The 18,797-nt window shown below is 38.4% G+C and carries 17 protein-coding genes and 1 tRNA gene; 5 read left to right on the top strand and 13 right to left on the bottom strand.

The annotated features are described in order from the left end of the window. Positions 1-2 precede the first annotated feature (2 nt). Positions 3-1,160, bottom strand: coding sequence for an HlyD family secretion protein (locus UCH001_RS06475; protein WP_067175877.1), 1,158 nt, complete (start codon positions 1,158-1,160; stop codon positions 3-5). 129 nt (positions 1,161-1,289) lie between these two features. Between UCH001_RS06475 and UCH001_RS06470 the strand changes: the two genes are divergently transcribed. Continuing rightward, positions 1,290-2,591, top strand: a complete 1,302-nt coding sequence (locus UCH001_RS06470; protein WP_067175874.1) for a TolC family protein — start codon at positions 1,290-1,292, stop codon at positions 2,589-2,591. Between the two features lie 37 nt (positions 2,592-2,628). Here UCH001_RS06470 and fumC read toward each other — a convergent pair whose 3' ends face one another. Further along, a complete protein-coding gene (gene fumC, locus UCH001_RS06465; protein WP_067175871.1) occupies positions 2,629-4,020 on the bottom strand; it encodes a class II fumarate hydratase in 1,392 nt (463 codons plus the stop codon). A 155-nt stretch (positions 4,021-4,175) separates the two neighbouring features. Here fumC and UCH001_RS06460 point away from each other — a divergent pair. From UCH001_RS06460 to UCH001_RS06450, 3 genes are all read left to right on the top strand, one after another. Further along, a tRNA-Gly gene (locus UCH001_RS06460) sits at positions 4,176-4,250 on the top strand. A gap of 26 nt (positions 4,251-4,276) precedes the next feature. Further along, the gene (locus UCH001_RS06455; RefSeq protein ID WP_067175869.1) at positions 4,277-4,576 is read left to right on the top strand and encodes a hypothetical protein; all 300 of its coding nucleotides are present in this window, start codon (positions 4,277-4,279) and stop codon (positions 4,574-4,576) included. Positions 4,577-4,695: 119 nt separating this feature from the next. Then, entirely contained in the window at positions 4,696-5,136 is a 441-nt protein-coding gene (locus UCH001_RS06450) for a hypothetical protein (protein WP_067175866.1), read from the top strand. A 55-nt stretch (positions 5,137-5,191) separates the two neighbouring features. Here UCH001_RS06450 and UCH001_RS06445 read toward each other — a convergent pair whose 3' ends face one another. The 10 genes from UCH001_RS06445 to mltG form a co-directional block, all read right to left on the bottom strand. After that, positions 5,192-5,749 (bottom strand): 2-oxoacid:acceptor oxidoreductase family protein, encoded by a 558-nt coding sequence (locus UCH001_RS06445; RefSeq protein ID WP_067175865.1) that lies wholly within the window; start codon positions 5,747-5,749, stop codon positions 5,192-5,194. 10 nt (positions 5,750-5,759) lie between these two features. Then, positions 5,760-6,593: a 2-oxoglutarate ferredoxin oxidoreductase subunit beta gene (locus UCH001_RS06440; RefSeq protein ID WP_067175862.1), complete on the bottom strand. Its 834-nt coding sequence runs from the start codon at positions 6,591-6,593 to the stop codon at positions 5,760-5,762. Next, complete coding sequence (locus UCH001_RS06435) at positions 6,593-7,726, bottom strand: 2-oxoglutarate synthase subunit alpha (RefSeq protein WP_067175859.1); 1,134 nt, start codon at positions 7,724-7,726, stop codon at positions 6,593-6,595. The genes UCH001_RS06440 and UCH001_RS06435 overlap by 1 nt, the downstream gene beginning before the upstream one ends. Before the next feature lie 9 nt (positions 7,727-7,735). Then, a complete protein-coding gene (locus UCH001_RS06430) occupies positions 7,736-8,053 on the bottom strand; it encodes a 4Fe-4S dicluster domain-containing protein (RefSeq protein WP_067175857.1) in 318 nt (105 codons plus the stop codon). 94 nt (positions 8,054-8,147) lie between these two features. Beyond that, on the bottom strand, positions 8,148-9,023 hold the full coding sequence (gene sucD / locus UCH001_RS06425) for a succinate--CoA ligase subunit alpha (RefSeq protein ID WP_067175855.1): 876 nt from the start codon (positions 9,021-9,023) through the stop codon (positions 8,148-8,150). A gap of 2 nt (positions 9,024-9,025) precedes the next feature. After that, a complete protein-coding gene (gene sucC / locus UCH001_RS06420; protein WP_067175853.1) occupies positions 9,026-10,195 on the bottom strand; it encodes an ADP-forming succinate--CoA ligase subunit beta in 1,170 nt (389 codons plus the stop codon). A 127-nt stretch (positions 10,196-10,322) separates the two neighbouring features. Next, complete coding sequence (gene mdh, locus UCH001_RS06415; RefSeq protein ID WP_067175850.1) at positions 10,323-11,273, bottom strand: malate dehydrogenase; 951 nt, start codon at positions 11,271-11,273, stop codon at positions 10,323-10,325. A gap of 173 nt (positions 11,274-11,446) precedes the next feature. Continuing rightward, a complete protein-coding gene (mdh, locus tag UCH001_RS06410) occupies positions 11,447-12,397 on the bottom strand; it encodes a malate dehydrogenase (protein ID WP_067175847.1) in 951 nt (316 codons plus the stop codon). Positions 12,398-12,426: 29 nt separating this feature from the next. Further along, entirely contained in the window at positions 12,427-14,664 is a 2,238-nt protein-coding gene (locus UCH001_RS06405) for an NADP-dependent isocitrate dehydrogenase (RefSeq protein ID WP_067175844.1), read from the bottom strand. Between the two features lie 63 nt (positions 14,665-14,727). Next, positions 14,728-15,717, bottom strand: a complete 990-nt coding sequence (gene mltG, locus UCH001_RS06400; RefSeq protein WP_371258013.1) for an endolytic transglycosylase MltG — start codon at positions 15,715-15,717, stop codon at positions 14,728-14,730. On the opposite strand from mltG, the gene UCH001_RS06395 reads away from it, so the two are divergent. Further along, a complete protein-coding gene (locus UCH001_RS06395; RefSeq protein ID WP_067175837.1) occupies positions 15,608-18,169 on the top strand; it encodes a DUF3971 domain-containing protein in 2,562 nt (853 codons plus the stop codon). The genes mltG and UCH001_RS06395 overlap by 110 nt on opposite strands. Here UCH001_RS06395 and UCH001_RS06390 read toward each other — a convergent pair. Then, positions 18,162-18,797, bottom strand: a complete 636-nt coding sequence (locus tag UCH001_RS06390; protein WP_067175834.1) for an HAD family hydrolase — start codon at positions 18,795-18,797, stop codon at positions 18,162-18,164. The two genes, UCH001_RS06395 and UCH001_RS06390, sit on opposite strands and share 8 nt — an antisense overlap.

Below are 18,797 nucleotides of genomic sequence, written 5' to 3'. Positions count from 1 at the left end.
TCTCATTCTGGAACGTTTTTCAAACTCTTTGGTAACCCTTTTCCATCCATAGAGACAACACCCACAGCAGGAATACCCAGTTTTAGGGTTGTTTGAGGAGAAAGTGGTTTAATGTGCAGAGCAAAAACTCTCTGTATACGATCACTGGGCACACTGACCTCTTTAGGAGTAAACTCTGCCTTTTGTTCTATACGTATAACCTTCGCAGGAATGGCTTCATTGGGTTTTCCATCTAAAAAGATGACTGCATCATTCCCCACATGAAGATTTCCATTTTGCTTGGTATCGATGAAAATTTTAAGATAGAGTGAGTTTGGATCGAGCAAGGTCGCAACAACACTTCCAGCCCCTATAACTTCACCTTGATTGGCTATTTTTTCCACGACTACTCCATCGATAGATGAGCGCAGTGTCATCTCATTTAAGACTGCTTCTATTTGAGTTTTTGAAGCTTTTAAAGCTTTAAGAGAGGACTTTAACGCTTCAATCCCTTGGCTCATGGCATACAATGTTTTTTGATGAGCAGTTGCTTCTATCAATTCACTTTCAGCAACACGAATGAGCTGATTCATCTGCTCACGTTTTTGCTCTAAGCCTGCTAGAAGATCACTACTGGTTTGATGTTTCAAAGCTGCGACTTCAACTTGTCGTTTTTCAATAAGATTTTGCTCATAAAGATTTTTCATACGTTCTAAATCACGCTTGTCTTGTGAAAGAACACTCGTTTGTGAAGCAATACTTTTGTTTAATTCTTCACGCTGATGATTTTTAATGGAAAGATTTGCTTTTGCTTTTGAGAGTGTTTCAGGAATGGTTTTAGAAGCAATCTCTAGCTCCGTTTCTTTAGCGCTTAGCTCTTGTTCTCTCGCAGTGATTTGCGCTTCAATTTGGGCTTTTTGTGCCTCATACTCTTCGCTTGAAAGCACAGCAATACTCTGCCCTACCGATACACGCTGCCCTTCTTCTATATTTAAAGATGCAATGCGCCCAGCGTACTTAGCATTAAGATTGATCAAATCGCCATCCATACGACCTGAACCTTGCACCAGATTGGCGGCTAATGTAGGAGCACTCAGTTTATTGACGATGAGTCCTAATGCAATGACGACCAAGGCTAAGATAGCCACACCTAAACGATACTGTTTAATTTGTTCTAACATACACGCTCCTTGGATGAAGAGTAGTTTATTATATAACTTATTTGTTATATTTTTACCTAATTAAGAGCAAATTAATAGGATAAGCAATACTATAAATTTTGAAATCATGATCTTTCGCAAGGACGTTTCATGCGACATTTACTCCTTTTTCTTCTGCCTTTGTGTCTTAGTGCACAAACGTATACCGAGCTTTTGAATTTACTTGAAAAAAATAACAGCTATAAAAGTGCCAAAGAGTTAGAGAGTGCATCCCAGTCACTCTATCTTGCCGCACAAGGTAAGAACCTTCCTTCTCTTGATGCAACGCTCAGTGCTATTGAGTTTAATGAAATTCCCAATATGTCACTGCATCTGCCTTCCTTTCCAGCAACAACAGCAAATGTCGGAACACGTAAACATCTTGAAGGCGCACTTATTTTAAGTTACCCCCTATTTACGGGCTTTGCTATTTCAGCGAGCATCGATAAAGCCAAACTGGAGAGTGAACAAGCTTCTCTAAAAATGACCAATCTCAAACGAAACCTTGCTATGCATGTTACACAGCTTTATAGTACCATCATCGCAGAAGAAAAAGTGATAGAAGCGCTTCAAAGTTCACAATCTGCTATCAATCAATCGTATAAAAAAGCTAAAGGGTTTTATGACAATGGTCTTTTAGCACAAAGCGAACTCTACGCTATTGAGGCAAAAAAATATGACATTGATGCACAAATCCTCCACCACCAAAATCAGAGACAACAACTTCTTAATCAACTCTCTTACATTCTCAATACCAAAATTGAAACCGTACAATCCACCTCACTCAAAGCGTTTGATACTCCAGAGCTGAGTGAAGTAACAACGATAGCACTTAATGAGCGTGAAGATCTACAAGCGATGGCAAAAACCATTGATGTAGCGCAAAGCACTATAGAACTTGCAAAAAGTAAAAATTATCCTAATATTGCCCTTGTAGGCGTTGCCAAACGTCAAGGAGACTCTTTAGAGCTCAATGGCGATGGCTATACCAATGCCGATAAAAGCTATGTAGGCATCAGCGCATCATGGAATCTTTTTAATGGCTTCAGTGATGCTCATGCTATCGATGCCGCAAGAGCTGCTAAAATGTCAGCTTTTTTCAATCTAGAAGAGTATAAACAACAAGTGAGCTTAGAGGTAGAAAATACTGGACTTGAACTCAAAACCTTTGAAGCAAAACTCCAAAGTGCGCTTCTAGAAGCCAAAGCGAGCGAATCCTATACCCATCTCACACAAGGACGCTTCGATAACCAACTTATTAGTGCAGATGAACTCAGCCGTGCCATTGCAAATCTGGCCAGTGCGAAAGCTAAAGTAGCAACATTACAGAGTGAACTTTTTAATCAAAGTGCCCGTTTATGGCTAGAGTGTGGATGGAATGTTTTTGAGAAAAAAGCACTTCTGCAGTATTAAGGTGTAGCGACAAACTCTGTCGCTACCCTTTTTCGTTTTACTCTTTAGGATGAATCATCTCAGCAGGAATAACATAACGATCAAACTCTTCAGCACTTAAAAGTGAAAGCTTGACGCACGCTTCTTTAAGACTCAAATGCTCTTTATGCGCTAATTTTGCGACTTTTGCGGCGTTTTCATAACCGATGTAAGGATTGAGTGCGGTTACAAGCATCAACGAGTTGTGCAGGTTATGTGCTATCTTCTCGCTATTGGCTTCAATGCCTTCCACACAATGAATACGAAATGACTCCATCACATCTGCAAGCAGTCTTACTTGTTGCAAAAAGTTGAGGATGATGACAGGTTTGAAGACATTGAGTTCAAAATTACCTTGACTTGCACCAAAAGCAATGGCAGCATCCGAGCCAAACACTTGACACGCAACCATCGTCACTGCTTCAGCTTGCGTTGGATTGACTTTACCTGGCATAATGGAGCTACCCGGTTCATTCTCAGGAATCGAAAGTTCACCTATACCACATCTTGGTCCAGAAGCTAGCCATCTTATGTCATTGGCTATTTTCATCAAGTTTGCGGCTAAGCCCTTATTTGCGCCACTGGCAAATACTAAAGCATCATGCGATGTGAGGGCATGAAATTTATTGGGGGCAGAGATAAATGCTTTTCCCGTAAGCTTACTGAGCTCTTCACTCACAAACTCACTCAGCTTTGGATGCGCATTGAGACCTGTTCCAACAGCCGTTCCACCAATGGCAAGTTCACGTAAAGACTCCAGGGCTTGCAAGATATGAGAGGCTGAGTGTTCTAGCATACTGCGATACCCACTAAATTCTTGCCCTAAGGTAAGAGGTGTCGCATCTTGTAAGTGTGTACGTCCTATTTTGATGATGCCTGCAAACTCTTTTTCTTTGAGCTCAAGCGCTTCTTTGAGTTTTTCTAATGAAGGAAGCAATTGTTCTTCGATTTCAATGACACTTGCGATGTGCATTGCTGTTGGGAAGGTATCGTTTGAGCTTTGAGACATATTGACATGGTCATTTGGATGAATTAATTTCTCTTTTCTAAAGTCACCACCCAATATCTCTGTGGCACGATTGGCGATCACTTCATTGAGGTTCATATTGGTCTGTGTGCCGCTTCCTGTCTGCCAGATAGCAAGAGGGAACTCGCCATCAAATTTTCCTGCTAGAATTTCATCGCACGCTTGTATGATGGCATTTGCTTTTTTGGTATCGAGTTTGTTTAATTTTTGATTGACGACAGCCAAAGAGCGTTTTAAAAGTGCAAATGCACGAATGAGCTCTTTTGGCATCTTTTCAGTGCCTATTCTAAAATTTTCTAGGCTACGTTCTGTTTGTGCACCCCAGTAACGATCATTAGGAACTTTTATCTCACCCATCGTATCTTTTTCAATTCTATACTCCATAATGACTCCTTGATAATATTTGGGTCATTATGGCACAGCAAAGTTTGAAAAAAATAACACTTTTAAAACTATCTGTAAAAGCTAAAGTTTACTTTTACATATCAACGTTTTGTGTGCCAGCAAAAGATGAGTGTGCTATAATGCCACTTTTAAATGCGGGTGTAACTCATCGGTAGAGTGTTAGCTTCCCAAGCTGAAAGTAGCGGGTTCGATTCCCGTCACCCGCTCCACATTTCAACTTCCCAAAGGTCTTTTAGTGAGAGAAAAACTCCAGAAAATTGTACGACATCCTGCGACAAAAAAAGTACTTTCCGATATGAAACCCGAAAAATCTCTTTGGGGAATCTTAGGCGTTATACTCTTTTTCATCGCTCCTGAAATCATTGCCTATTTTTGGGCATCTGACATTGTGCACTATGCGCAAAATGCACTAAGTTTACATCCTGCAACCCTAGAACGCTATAACTATGAACTCCTCATCAAGCTTTTTGAGGATGGTGTCAGTTGGTTGAACCTTAGTATTGGCATTGTGTTACTTGTGTGGTTGTTTTTCTAACATACCTATTCTTCCACCCGTCTTCTCATCTATAATTTAGATATATTTAGATTATAATTGTTATAGATTATCTTCATAATGACTGAAGCTAATCTATACATCTTATTAAGGGGTTATTCATGAGACTATTTACGAAGAGTGCCTTACTTGTTGCTGCTATTGCAGTCCCTAGCTTTTTGTGTAGTGCGGAATTGAAAGGATTAAATGTTCTAATGACATCAGCAGATGCCCAAACTCAAATGATGGGGATGGTACTAGGTGGTAGTGTTTTGAATGACCAAAAGAAAGCTTTAAACATCACATTATGTGGTCCTGCAGGGAACTTGGCTCTTAAAGACTTTACAGCAGAAACAGTGAAAAAACCAGATGGAACAGCTACAAACCCAAAAGCAGCACTTCAAGGTCTCATCAAAGCAGGTGCAAATGTAACTGTGTGCCCACTCTTTTTACCAAATAGTGGGAAAGACGTTTCAGCACTTGTTGAAGGCATTAGCGTTGCAAAACCGCCTATGGTTGCAGCAAGTTTGACAAATTCTGAGTTTAGTAATATTAGTTTTTGATTTGATAAGAAGAAAGAGTTAAGCTCTTTGGAAAGTTCCAAAGAGCTTACTATTTTTAGAGTTTTGCAAGCGCCTCTTGTGCGTATTTAACGCCAAGTTCATATGCTTTTTTGTTTTCTGGATGTACTTTTTCAGGAACTTTTGAAAGCATAACTTCTTTTACAAGTTCATGCGGAAGCACCTTTGTCATCTCAACAGTTATTGAAAGTGCTACAACCGACTGAGTAATAACATTACCAACCTCTTCTTTTGCAATGGTAATCAATGGAATTTCGATGATTTTCCATTTTTTACGATCATCTTCGGTTGGCTTAACGAGATTTGGCTCAACAACGATAATACCGCCTGGTTTTACGCCATCTTTAAATTGATTGAAGCTTACTTGCGCTGTTGCGATCATAAACTCAATTTCACCCTCATTGGCATAAGGAAATAAAATCTCGCTCTCATCGAGCAAAATATCAACCTTTGTAGGCCCTCCACGAACTTGAGAGGTATAAGTTGATGCCTTAACACCATACCCGCCTTCTTTGATCTTTGCAACCGCTAAAATCTCACCCGCCAAGATAACACCCTGACCGCCTACACCTACGAAACGTAATTGTCTTCTCATCAAGGGCTCCTTATAACTGTACTGTGGTTTTATTTTGTGCTGCGTAGATAACTTTGTCATACGCTTCACAATATTCGAGTTTGCCCTCTTCTTGCTTCAAGATACCCGTTGGGAATTTACCTACGCGCTCTTCATCACTGAGGAGATCAAACTTCTTTTTACCTACGATACGATTTTCAATCCATGCAAGGTTTTGAACTGCTTCACCCATTTTGTTTTTACGTCCAAGGTTGATATGGCAGTTTGAGAATACATCAAAGAATGAATATCCTTTGTGTGAGAAACCTGCTACAAACATTTTCTCTAATTTTTGTGGATCTAACACAGACTCACGCGCAACAAAGGTTGCACCTGCAGCATCAGCCAATTTTGCGGCATCAAACGTTGGATCAACATTACCGTAATTTGCTGTTGATGTCCACATACCTTGAGGTGTTGTTGGACTGGTTTGAGAATTTGTTAAACCATAGATAAAGTTGTTAATCAAAATATGGTTAAGATCGATGTTTCTACGACATCCATGAATGGTATGGTTACCACCAATTGCCAAACCATCACCATCACCTGTTACAACGATGACGTGTTTATCTGGGTTTGCTAGCTTAATACCTGTTGCGTATGCAATGGCACGACCATGTGTTGTATGGACTGTGTTACAGTCAATGTATGAACTAAAACGTCCACTACATCCGATACCTGAAACCACACATACATCGTTCATATCCCAACCCATTGCATCGATAGCACGAATCACAGATTTTAAAATAACACCATCACCGCAACCCCAACACCATAAGGTTGGCATTTTATCTACACGTAGATATTTATCGTAATTAAATGCCATTACATCATCTCCTTAACTTTTGCTACCATTTCAAGTGGAGCGATTGGACGACCATTAGCTTTGTGCAATGTCGCAAAATCATCTCGTTTCATAACACGCTGAATCTCTTCAAGGTATTGACCCATATTAAGTTCAGTTACCATGATTTTTTTGAATTTCTTACCAATTTCTTGGAGTTTTGCTACAGGACTTGGCCAAAGTGTAATTGGTCTAAATAGACCCGCTTTGATGCCATCGTTTCTTAGTTTCATAACCGCTTCTTTAGCCCCTCTACTGATACTTCCATAAGCAATAATGCACATTTCAGCATCATCAAGCATAAACTCTTCGTATTTGACTAGATCATCAGACTTACTTTTGATTTTGTTGGTCAAACGCTCAATGTTATACTCACATGCTGCACCATCTTCTGTTGGGAAGCCCATGTCACCGTGATGAAGTCCCGTTACATGATAATGATAGCCTTTGAAGAAAGGGTTAAGTACAGCTGGTTCTGTTGGAGCTGCTGCATAAGGTTTATAGTCTTTTGGATCGCCTGTGAACTCTGCACGTTTGACAATACTTTTCTCTACGTCTGCAAGATCAGGGAGAATTGCTTTACCATGCATGTGACCGAGTGTTTCATCTAAAAGAACAAAAACAGGAGTCATGTATTTTTCAGCGATATTGAATGCTCTAATGGTTTCAGTATAGGCTTCCTCTAAACTACCTGGACAAAGTGAGATAGAAGAAAAGTCACCATGTGTTGGGTATTTTGCTTGTCCAATATCTGCTTGAGAAACACGTGTTGGAAGACCAGTTGATGGACCACCACGCATAACGTTAACAATGACTAATGGGACTTCAGCGATGAAGCTATAACCAATTTGTTCTGCTTTAAGAGAGATTCCAGGACCAGATGAAGCAGTCATAGACTTTGTTCCGCTCATAGATGCACCCAAAGCTACACAAATACCACCAATTTCATCTTCCATTTGAATAAATTTACCACCATTTTTTGGAAGTAAACTACTTAAATCCTCTGCAATTTCACTCGATGGTGTGATTGGATACCCACCAAAAAATTTACAGCCACATTCAACAGCCGCTTTTGCTACAAGTGCATTACCGCTTGATATTACTTCTCTTGCCATCTTGCTTCCTTATGCACTTAATTTTCTAAATTTGTTTTGTTTAACTTTTTCAGCTCTCTCTTTTGAAGCTTCTGAAAGTTTTGCAAACTTAAATTCACTTTTGTCTGCTACGTAAATAGCAAAATCAGGACAATGCAATTCACAATCCCTACATCCAATACAGGCATCTGGTACAACAACCTCTATCATTGATCCTAAAGTCGAGTTTGGTGCTTGAACCATTGCCAAAACACCTGCTGGACACATACTGACACAAATATCACAAGCTTTACACCTAGCGACGTTAACCCACACTGGTGTATTACTTGGAGCGGTAATTAAACCCATTATTCTCTCTCCTTTATCATATCTTTTCTTTGCAAAAATAATATTATACAGTGGCTAGATTGTACAATAGTACACCATCTAGCTCACTTAATTATTATGATTTCTTTAAAACCTCTGCTATTTTTTTACCTATCTCTGCAGGGGATTTAACAACATGTACGCCTGCTTTGCTTAGTGCTTCCATCTTCTCAGCAGCAGTGCCTGCACTTCCACTGACGATAGCACCTGCATGTCCCATACGTTTTCCTTTAGGTGCAGTCTGACCTGCAATAAAAGCAACGACAGGTTTTGTAATATGCTCTTTAATAAATTTAGCTGCTTGAATCTCAAGATCGCCACCGATTTCACCGATCATAACAATCGCTTCCGTCTCAGGATCTGCTTCAAAAAGAGGTAAAAGTTGTAAATACGAAAGCCCTATAATAGGGTCACCGCCAATACCAACTGCTGTGGTAATACCAAAGCCTTCATTGCATACTTGGTTTGCGCCTTCATAGGTCAAAGTTCCTGATTTACTAATCAAACCGATGTTACCTTTTTTGAAAATAGCTCCTGGCATAATACCGATCTTGCACTCTTCAGCTGTAATAATTCCAGGACAGTTTGGTCCAATGGTTTTCATGCCTTTTTTAACTGCATAAGCCTTTGCTCTTTGCATATCACGTACGGGCGAGCCTTCTGTGATAATAACAGAGAGTTCAATGCCAGCATCGGCAGCTTCTAAAACTGCATCTCCAACAAAAGCAGGTGGAACAAAAACCATACTTACGGTTGCACCTGTTGCCAAGACAGCTTCACGAACAGTGTTGAAGACAGGCTTTCCAAGATGCGTTGTTCCGCCTTTACCTGGTGTGACACCACCAACGATTTTCGTACCATATGCTAAACATTGTTCGGCATGAAAGCTACCCTCTTTACCTGTAAAACCTTGAACGATTACTTTTGTATTTTTGTCAATCAATATGCTCATAATTAGTTTCCTTTAGCACACGCGACAGCTTTGTTAGCGCCATCGTTGAGATCACTTGCAGTAATAATATTTTTGATATTTGCATTTTTGAGAATTTCGGCTGCTTCTTTGGCATTGGTTCCATCAAGGCGGACAACAACAGGAACATGTACATCTACAAGTTTTGTCGCTTCTAGGATACCATTTGCAATACGATCACATCGTACAATGCCACCGAAAATATTGACAAAGATTGATTTGACGTTTGGATCTTTTAAGATGATCTCAAAGCCTTTTGCTACCGTTTGAGCATTTGCTCCACCACCTACATCTAAGAAGTTAGCAGGTGTACCGCCAACATAATTGATAGTATCCATGGTTCCCATAGCAAGACCAGCACCATTGACCATACAGCCAACGTTTCCATCGAGTTTTACATAACTAAGACCATAGTTTGAAGCTTCACGTTCTATTGGATTTTCTTCTGTTTCATCGCGCATTGCTTCAATTTCTGGGTGACGGAATAATGAGTTATCATCAAAACCCATTTTGCCATCAAGCGCAATGAATGAACCGCTTTTTGTTTTAACCAAAGGATTGATTTCAATCATCTCAGCGTCATTTTCCATATAGACTTTATAGAGGGCTGCTGCAAATTTAATAAAACTACTAATCTCTTCTTGCGCGAGACCAAGTCCATAAGCAAGTTCTCTACCATGGAATGCTTGAAAACCAATAAATGGATCAACTGCAACTTTGATAATTTTTTCAGGAGACTCAGCTGCTACTTTTTCGATCTCCATACCACCTTCACGTGATGCCATAATAACAGGCATTTCGCGGGCACGATCTAAAACGACACCGAGGTAAAGTTCATCAGCGATATCAGCGCCCTCTTCAATGTAAATCTTTTGAACCAATTTACCTGCAGGACCAGTTTGGTGTGTCACCAAAGTCATACCAAGAATTTGACCAGCTAATGTTTTAACTTCTTCCAAGCTTCGGGCGAGTTTTACACCACCACCAAGGCCACGTCCACCTGCATGAATTTGTGCTTTGACGACCCAGAGAGAGCCACCAAGCTTCTTCGCATTTTCAACAGCCTCTTCTACGCTAAAGGCCACGTAACCATTGGGTGTGGGAACATTGTATCTTTTAAAGATCTCTTTTGCCTGATACTCATGAATATTCATAAAACCTCCCTGCTTGACTTAAATTAAACTTTCGATACCAAGACTCTATAGTTATCTGAACATCATAATCAATAAAAATCTTAACTATATCTTTTTTTTGTTTCTACTTTAAGTTAACATGACATATTTATGACGCAAAAAAGTTATTTTTTCGTAATGTATCCAATAAATTTTCAACAGAATTCACACTTTTTGCAAATTGTTGTTGCTCTTCTAAATTCAAAGGTAATTCGAGAACCTTTTCAACCCCGTTTGCTCCTAGAACAACAGGCACGCCATTTACAGTATTATTGTATCCATATTTTCCTTCTAATAATACTGCACACGGAAAAATAGCACGAGAATCATTTAAAACGGCTTCAATCATTTTCACAATGGAATTTGCAGGTGCGTAATATGCGGATGTTCCCATATAACCTACGATTTCTGCCCCACCTTGCCTTGTTAACTCAATAATCTCTTTAATTTCTTCATCACTGAGTAAATCAGTCAATGCCACACCATTTACAGATGAGTAGCGTGGTAACGGTACCATATCATCACCATGTCCACCAATGACACTTGCGGTTACTTGTCCATATCCAAAACCGAGTTTCTGTGATATAAATGTCTCCATTCTTGAGCTATCTAAAATGCCTGCCATGCCAATGACTTGATTTTTTGGGTAACACCCTGCTTTAATGGCAACATACGTCATTGCATCAAGTGGATTGGACACCATAATAACAATGGCATTGGGTGCATATTTTCGTACTTCATGAATGACTTGTTGCGTAATAGTAGCATTGAGTAGCAATAGATCATCTCTACTCATTCCCGGTTTTCGAGTTGCACCTGCTGTTACAACAACAACGTCACTATCTTCAATCATGGCATAATCTGTCGAATTGTAAATTTGCGTATGGCTTCCTTCTGGACTCGTTGCTTGTAAGATATCTAACGCTTTTCCATGTGCTACAACGCCGTGCCTATCAATCATCACAATTTCACGGCATTTCTTTCGCATTGAAAGCCAATAACATACTGTTGCACCTACATTTCCCGTACCAATAATCGAAACTTTCTTCCCTCTTAACAATGCAGACTCCTTATATTTTTATATACGATTTCTGACAAATGGTCAGATTTAATGAATTATCACCATTTATCGTTATGCTATATTGTAATTGATTTGGAGGTTTTTTTTAAGACTTTTTTAAATGTAGAATAAATATGAGTCATCGCCTGATCGGAAATGACTCATATCGAAGTTTAAGCGTTAAAGAAATTATTTTTACGGAGTGTTTCTAAGAGTTTATCAACAGAATTGACACTTTTTGCAAATTGGTGTTGTTCATTGAGATTAAGTGGTAATTCGACAATTTCTTCAATTCCATTAGCCCCTAAAACAACAGGTACGCCATTGACAGTATCATGGTAACCATACTCACCTTCTAACAATACAGCACAAGGGAAAATAGCACGTGAATCACTCAATATTGCTTCAATCATTTTGACTGTTGAGTTTGCAGGGGCGTAGTAGGCTGATGTACCCATATAACCTACTATTTGAGCACCACCATGACGTGTTTTTTCGATAATTTCTTCAATTTCAAGATCACTCAGCAAATCAGTCAGCGCCACACCATTCACCGAAGAGTAACGAGGAAGTGGAACCATATCATCGCCGTGTCCGCCCATTACGCTAGCAGTAATCTGTCCATAACCAAATCCAAGCTTTTCAGAGATAAATGTCTCCATTCTAGAACTATCTAAAATTCCTGCCATACCAATAACACGATTACGCGGATAGTTTCCAACTTTTAACGCAACATAGGTAATGGCATCCAATGGATTTGAAACAGTAATAATAATAGCTTCTGGTGCATAGGTTTTAACTTGCTCTATGATTCCTTTGGTAATTTTGGCATTGATCATTAAAAGATCATCTCTGCTCATACCCGGTTTTCTAGGGCTTCCTGCGGTAATCACCACGATATCACTATTTGCAATATGTTGATAATCACTAGACGCACTAATGAGAGTGTGACTACCTTCAGGGCTAGTCGCTTGCGAGATGTCAAGGGCTTTGCCAATGGCAACGCCCTCAACGAGGTCTATCATCACAATTTCACGGCAACTTTTACGCATGGCTAACCAATAGCAAATCGTTGCTCCCACATTTCCTGCTCCAATAATTGAGACTTTTTTTCCTTGTGACAAAGAGACTCCTTCTTTACATATAAATCAAATTACGCTTTGAGTAATTCCAAAGCTTTATTAAGAGTCGCACTTGGGCGCATTGCACGACTTGTTTTGTCAAAATCAGGGATATAATACCCACCCATATCAACAGGTTTACCCTGAACGCCATTTAATTCATCAACGATTTTTTGCTCATTTGCTTTTAGTGTTGAAGCAAGAGGCTTAAACTGCTCTGCAAGCACTTGATCTTCACTTTGTGCGGCCAAAGCTTCCGCCCAATACATCGCTAAATAGAAGTGGCTTCCACGGTTATCCAACTCGCCTGCTTTTGCAGATGGTGATTTGTTGTTATCTAAGAATTTACCTGTTGCCGCATCGAGTGTTTTAGCCAAAATAGAGGCTTTTTTGTTACCGACAACATTATCAAGATGTTCAAGTGAAGCTGTTAATGCCATAAATTCACCTAAAGAGTCCCAACGCAAGTGGTTTTCTTCAACAAATTGTTGAACATGTTTTGGAGCAGATCCACCCGCACCTGTTTCAAAAAGTCCACCACCATTCATCAATGGAACAATAGAGAGCATTTTAGCGGATGTTCCTACTTCTAAAATCGGGAAAAGATCGGTGAGATAATCACGTAAAACATTTCCTGTTACAGCGATAGTGTCAAGTCCTTTTACAATACGAGCTAACGACTCACGAATGGCATTTTCAGGTGTCATGATTTTGATATCAAGACCAGATGTGTCATGATCTTTAAGATATTTTTCGACTTTTTTGATCATCTGGGCATCGTGAGCACGTGCAGGATCAAGCCAGAAAATGGCTGGTGTATGGCTAAGACGTGCGCGAGTCACTGCAAGTTTAACCCAATCACGAATCGGTGCGTCTTTTGCTTGACATGCACGATAGATATCGCCTTTTTCAATGCTATGTTCCATTAAAACATGACCATTTGCAATGTCAACAATACGTACAACACCATCAGCATCACATTGGAATGTTTTATCATGAGAACCATACTCTTCAGCTTTTTGAGCCATAAGCCCTACGTTTGGAACAGAACCCATTGTCTTAGGATCAAGTGCGCCATTTTTCTTACAGAAGTTCATCGTTTCTTCATAAATTCTAGCATAACAGCGATCTGGGATCAGTGCTTTTGTTTCATGTAAGGCACCATCTTCACCCCACATTTTGCCAGATTCTCTAATACACGCTGGCATTGACGCGTCAATAATAACGTCACTTGGAACATGTAAATTGGTAATACCCTTGTCAGAATTTACCATAGCCAGTTTTGGGCGTTTTGCATAACATGCTTTAATATCTGCTTCAATAGCCTCTTTTTGTGCTGCTGGCAATGTAGCAATTTTGGTATAAAGATCACCAAGACCATTGTTTGCATTCACACCAATCTCAGCAAAAAGGGTTGCGTATTTTTCAAATACATCTTTAAAAAAGACTTTCACAGCGTATCCAAACATAATAGGATCGCTAACCTTCATCATCGTTGCTTTTAGATGTAAAGAGAGTAAAACACCGCTTTTTTTTGCATCTTCCATTTGCGCTTCAAAGAATGCTGAAAGCTTTTTGCTGCTCATATAGGTTGCATCAATAATTTCATCTTTTAGTAAAGCAAGCTTATCTTTTAATACAGCTGTTGTACCATCTTTTCTCACAAGTTCAATACGAACAGTCGTTGCTTCAGGTACTGTTACCGATTTTTCATTACCGTAAAAATCTCCCTCATTCATATACGCAACATGCGACATAGAATCAGGTGTCCATTTACCCATACGGTGTGGATTTTTACGTGCATACTCTTTGACACATAAAGGAGCTCGTCTATCAGAGTTTCCTTCACGAAGCACTGGGTTAACAGCACTTCCCAAAACTTTTGCATAACGTGCTTTTATCTCTTTTTCTGCTTCATTTGTTGGATTTTCAGGATAACTAGGAATATTATAGCCCTTCTCTTGGAGCTCTTTAATTGCTGCTTGAAGCTGAGGCAGTGATGCACTAATATTCGGTAATTTAATAATATTAGCCTCAGGTTGATTAGCCAGTTCACCTAAATAGGTTAAATCATCATTGATTTTTTGCTCAGAAGTTAAATTTTCAGGAAAATTTGCAAGTATACGCCCTGAGAGAGAAATATCTCTCGTCTCGATTTCAATGTTTGCAGTAGCTGTAAATGCTTGGACAATTGGCAATAAAGAATATGTTGCGAGAGCGGGAGCTTCATCTACTTTAGTATAAATGATTTTACTTGTTTTTTGAGCCATGTTTACCCCTTTTGTGAACTAAATTTTAGTAATGCTACCAGCTTCTTTATTAAATTTATATCATTAATTTTTTATATTTTCTAAATGTGTCTCATAATTTTGGGAAAACGTATGTGTGCCATTTTTATTTTTCACGAAATAAAGATAATTCGTTGCTTTTGGGAAAATGGCCGCAAAAATTGCTTCTTTACTGACACTACAAATAGGATTTGGCGGAAGCCCTTTATACATATACGTATTGTAAGAAGATGTGTCTTCTCGAATACGCTGTGGTGTAATCTTGACATGAGAATACTGCCCATAATTGAGCGTACCGTCCATTTGTAGCTTCATATCTTTTTTCAAGCGATTGTAAATAACCGATGAAACAAGAGGCATCTCTTCAACATTTGCAGCCTCTTTTTGAATAATCGAAGCTATGATAATAAACTTTTGCCATTTGGTCTCATTAAACTCGCCAAAAATCTTTTCAAACACATCCTTGTGGTACTTCTTTGCATGCGCTAATAAAAAATGAACCAAATGTTTTTCACTAATACCTACAGGAATATAATAGGTCTCAGGCACAATAAACCCATCAACATAAGGCGTTGCCTGAGCATATTCTTGCATAAGCTTTTCATACGAAAGATCAAATGCTAATGCAATCTGTACAAATAAAAGCTCTTTTGTCTCACCTGGAATATACGTGATAACTTTTAAAGGTGCTTTTGAGTGAGAAAGCTTATAGAGAAAATCACCCCGTGTTAATGGACTTTGATTAATGCTGACCCAGCCTGATTGTGGTTGACCAATCATATAGAGAAGGTATTTGTCAACTTTCTCATTGAGGTCAAAATTTTTCTCAACCATATATGATATAATTTGCCCTATTGAGCCTTGTGGCACAAAGGCGACCGAGCTTGAGCTCATTGGTCTGGATAAGTGAAAGAGAAGTGAATATATGATTATTAAAGCAACATCACATACCATTAGGAATATTTGGATATTTTTTCTATTCATAGTTCTTTCTGTCGTAGCATTAATTGGCACCCTAGTAAATGGCATTTCAATCGATAATCTTACATTACCGACGATAAAAATTGATCAATTATATATAAAACTAGATAAAAAATTGATTGTGAGTATCCAAACACTTGATATTAAGAAAGAAACGCAAACAGACACCTCTTTAGAAGAGACCGCTGAACTGATTAAAAATTTTCCGTATATCAACCAATTTTTTAGCAAAATAAGCATCAATGCGATCATTTATGACAATGAAACCATTTCACTTCATTATGAAGACAATACCTTTAAGTTCGATAGTAAACACCTCAGTGTCGATCTTATGATTACGCCCATTGAAAAATGGAGTATTGAAGTTGACATTCAAGAAGCTTTTTTAAAAGATTTTGCATTACATCTAAATGGCAAAGCACGCATTGATCTCAAAACGAAAAACCATTCATTTGAAGGTGATTTTGAGACATTTGGATTAAAAGGCATTGCACTTATTGATATTAAAGACACGCTTTTAACCTATCATCTACAAAGTGATCCTTTTCAAAATAAAAATCTGAAAGACCTTATGGATTTTATTGTTTCGCATGTTGAACTCGATCAAATTGCAAAAGATTGGATTGATAAAAACATTATTGGTGAAGAGTATATCCTGCATTTTTTTGAAGGTAAATTTGACCTTGCTACATTAGATTATTTTCCAATGCAGATGAGAGGAAGCGCAACGGTTAAAAATGCAACGGTCAGTTTTGAGCCTACCGTGCCACCAGCGCATGTAAAAGAGATTGGAATTGAACTTAAAGATGATAAGCTTCTTTTTGATATTCATGAGCCAACATATGAGCAAAAAAACATTCAAAAAGCTGATGTTTATATCTACAACCTTATCGGGAAAGGCACTGGTATTGTTGTTGATTTAAACGCTACATCGAAACTTGATGCACCAATACATAAAATTTTACATGCTTTTAAAATTGATGTTCCCATTACACAAACCTCAGGTAAAACAGATGCTAACGTTAGACTTGATATAAAATTTCTTCCTTTTGACATTAATGCAACAGGAAAATTCAAGCTCTCCCCTAGTGATTTTACCCTCAGTGGTCTTCCAATGTCCACAAAATATGGTGAAGTAAGACTTGATAACTTTAAAATTATGCTAGATAATGCCAATTTACGTTATAAAAATCTCTTTGATATTAATGCTACTGGTACATTTGATGCCAAAAAAAGTAATTATGAAGGCATAATTGACATCAATAATTTACTATTAGATTTTAGTGGAACAAAACTTTTAAAAATAAACAATCTTGCCGATCAAAATGCTTCCTTTTCAATTGAAAATGGCGTAACTAAAATGGCACTTCCAAGCCTTGAGACAACAATTTCATTTGCAAAGGACATCAATCAATTTATTCTTACTGATCTTACAAAAGTAGCCGCGTTTTCTCCATTTATGAGTGATGGTAACCTTTCTGAAGGCTCAGTAAGTGTGCAAACCAAAGATTTTGAAAATTTTGATGCAAAAATTAATCTTTACAATGTAGAGACTCCTCTGCTGGAAAACCGTGTACCTGTTCAAGATTTTGAAGTTGCACTTACAACCGATACCAAAATTCTCGATGCAAGCACAACAAATAATAAACTCTCTCTTCATTATGATAAAGAAATTACATTGCATATTAAAGATATGAATATCTCAATCCCACAAGGAGATGATCCTTTAGATTTGCCTATAAAAACGACTATATTTGGTGAAAACTCCTCTTTCCTTGATATGGATAATAATAAAACCGTTCTCAGCGAACGCTATACATTAACACTCTTTAAAGATAGAGTTCATCTAAATTCAAAACGTGGTAAATCTTCCTTTGAATATGAAAAAAGAAAAGGAATTCTTGGCATTCAAGCAACATCATTAGATTCCGATGCCATCAATGCTCTTTTCAATCGACATTATTTTCATCAAGGCGATTTTTCACTCAGTATTGATGGTGTAGATAATCATAATATGCAAGGTACATTTATCATGCATAAAACGTATATCAAAGATCTAAAATTTTTCAACAATCTTATGGCTACAATTAATGCTATCCCTTCATTACTCGTCTTTAATGACCCTAATTTTAATACCGAAGGCTATTTTGTCGAAAATGGCTATGTAGAGTTCAATCAAAGCAAAGAAGAGATGCATATTAAAGAGATACAGCTTAGAGGCAAAAGTGCAGACATCGCAGGAGCAGGCAAAGTAAATTTAATCCCAAATACGCTTGATCTTAAACTACAAATCAAAACACTTAAAACCTTTAGCTCAGCAATTGATATGATTCCATTAGTGGGTGGCATCATTTTAGGAGATGATAAAAGAATATCAACGAATGTGGATGTTACAGGTCCTACAACAGATCCAAAGATTGAGACACATCTTATTATGGATACGCTAAAAAGCCCCGTTAATATCATCAAGCGTACGCTTGAGCTACCACTAGAACTTCTTAAATAAGCGTATTAAGTAAACCTACAAGTTCGTGAACATTATGAGCGCGTAGGTTTGCACTCTGACTTGTTCCATAACCCCATTCTGCAAAAATAAAAGGTATTCCAGCATTGGTTGCTGCGCCTTCATCTTTAATGCTATCCCCTACTAAAACGGTTTTGGAAGCATCGCTTCCTAACTCTTCCATGAGACGATAAACCATTAAAGGGCTTGGCTTTGGTTCGGCAACATTATTCGCACCAATAATGGCAGAAAAATGCTCTAAAACACCCATTTGCTCTAACATATGACGCGCAAAAAAATCACTCGCATTGGTTGCAATTGCCAAATACGCTTTTTGAGAAAGCAGATGCAACATCTCTTTGACATCAGGATAAAGCGCTATCATCGATGGAGAAAAGTGCATATAATGCTCTTTAAATAAGGCACGATGCGCAGGGTCATACTCTTCAGTGTTGTAAAAAATTTTTGGTAAATGTTGATCGGGTTGATTGATATGATATTCCAAATATTTTTTATCAATAGGCGAGAGTCCTAATGTATTGCGTACGTAATTGACACTGTGCGTCATTGCTGCACTTGAATCAATCAGTGTTCCATCCATATCGAAAATAATCGATGCTTCTTTTCTCAT

The sequence above is a fragment of the Sulfurospirillum sp. UCH001 genome (assembly GCF_001548035.1).
Classification (GTDB): domain Bacteria; phylum Campylobacterota; class Campylobacteria; order Campylobacterales; family Sulfurospirillaceae; genus Sulfurospirillum.
This window is presented reverse-complemented; position numbering and strand designations above follow the sequence as displayed.